Annotated in this window: 1 rRNA gene (running past one end of the window); it reads left to right on the plus strand. The window is 57.9% G+C overall.

Annotated features, from left to right (window positions below):
• Window positions 1–95 precede the first annotated feature (95 nt).
• Window positions 96–1,792: ribosomal RNA gene (locus tag ACFYXC_RS41720) — 23S ribosomal RNA — on the plus strand (it continues 1,491 nt past the right edge of the window).

Here is a 1,792-nt window from a genome sequence, read left to right on the forward strand (position 1 = left end):
CTTCAGTGCCGGCCCCAGTGAACTCGCCTGTGAAGGGTGGGGTGGTGGGTGGTTGGTCGTTGTTTGAGAACTGCACAGTGGACGCGAGCATCTGTGGCCAAGTTTTTAAGGGCGCACGGTGGATGCCTTGGTACCAGGAACCGATGAAGGACGTGGGAGGCCACGATAGTCCCCGGGGAGCCGTCAACCAGGCTTTGATCCGGGGGTTTCCGAATGGGGAAACCCGGCAGTCGTCATGGGCTGTCACCCACATCTGAACACATAGGGTGTGTGGAGGGAACGCGGGGAAGTGAAACATCTCAGTACCCGCAGGAAGAGAAAACAACCGTGATTCCGGGAGTAGTGGCGAGCGAAACCGGATGAGGCCAAACCGTATGTGTGTGAGACCCGGCAGGGGTTGCGCATGCGGGGTTGTGGGATCTCTCTTTCACAGTCTGCCGGCTGTGAGGCGAGTCAGAAACCGTTGGTGTAGGCGAAGGACATGCGAAAGGTCCGGCGTAGAGGGTAAGACCCCCGTAGTCGAAACATCAACGGCTCGTTTGAGAGACACCCAAGTAGCACGGGGCCCGAGAAATCCCGTGTGAATCTGGCGGGACCACCCGCTAAGCCTAAATATTCCCTGGTGACCGATAGCGGATAGTACCGTGAGGGAATGGTGAAAAGTACCGCGGGAGCGGAGTGAAATAGTACCTGAAACCGTGTGCCTACAAGCCGTGGGAGCGTCGCGCAAGGAACTTGTTCCTTGCGTCGTGACTGCGTGCCTTTTGAAGAATGAGCCTGCGAGTTTGCGGTGTGTTGCGAGGTTAACCCGTGTGGGGAAGCCGTAGCGAAAGCGAGTCCGAATAGGGCGGTTTAGTAGCGCGCTCAAGACCCGAAGCGGAGTGATCTAGCCATGGGCAGGTTGAAGCGGCTGTAAGAGGTCGTGGAGGACCGAACCCACCAGGGTTGAAAACCTGGGGGATGACCTGTGGTTAGGGGTGAAAGGCCAATCAAACTCCGTGATAGCTGGTTCTCCCCGAAATGCATTTAGGTGCAGCGTCGTGTGTTTCTTGCCGGAGGTAGAGCACTGGATAGGCGATGGGCCCTACCGGGTTACTGACCTTAGCCAAACTCCGAATGCCGGTAAGTGAGAGCGCGGCAGTGAGACTGTGGGGGATAAGCTCCATGGTCGAGAGGGAAACAGCCCAGAGCATCGACTAAGGCCCCTAAGCGTACGCTAAGTGGGAAAGGATGTGGAGTCGCACAGACAACCAGGAGGTTGGCTTAGAAGCAGCCACCCTTGAAAGAGTGCGTAATAGCTCACTGGTCTAGTGATTCCGCGCCGACAATGTAGCGGGGCTCAAGCGTACCGCCGAAGTCGTGTCATTCCAGCAATAGGGCCAACGCCTGTTGGGATGGGTAGGGGAGCGTCGTGTGCCGGGTGAAGCCGCGCCGGAAGGCAGTGGTGGACGGTTCACGAGTGAGAATGCAGGCATGAGTAGCGATACACACGTGAGAAACGTGTGCGCCGATTGACTAAGGGTTCCTGGGTCAAGCTGATCTGCCCAGGGTAAGTCGGGACCTAAGGCGAGGCCGACAGGCGTAGTCGATGGATAACCGGTTGATATTCCGGTACCCGCTGTGAAGCGTCAAACATTGAACCAGGCGATGCTAAGTCCGTGAAGCCGTTCCGGACCCTTCGGGGAATGGAAAGTGGTGGAGCCGACGGACCAGACCTGTAGTAGGTGAGTGATGGGGTGACGCAGGAAGGTAGTCCAGCCCGGGCGGTGGTTGTCCCGGGGTAAGGGTGTAG

The organism is Streptomyces sp. NPDC002701 (assembly GCF_042889045.1).
GTDB lineage: Bacteria > Actinomycetota > Actinomycetes > Streptomycetales > Streptomycetaceae > Streptomyces.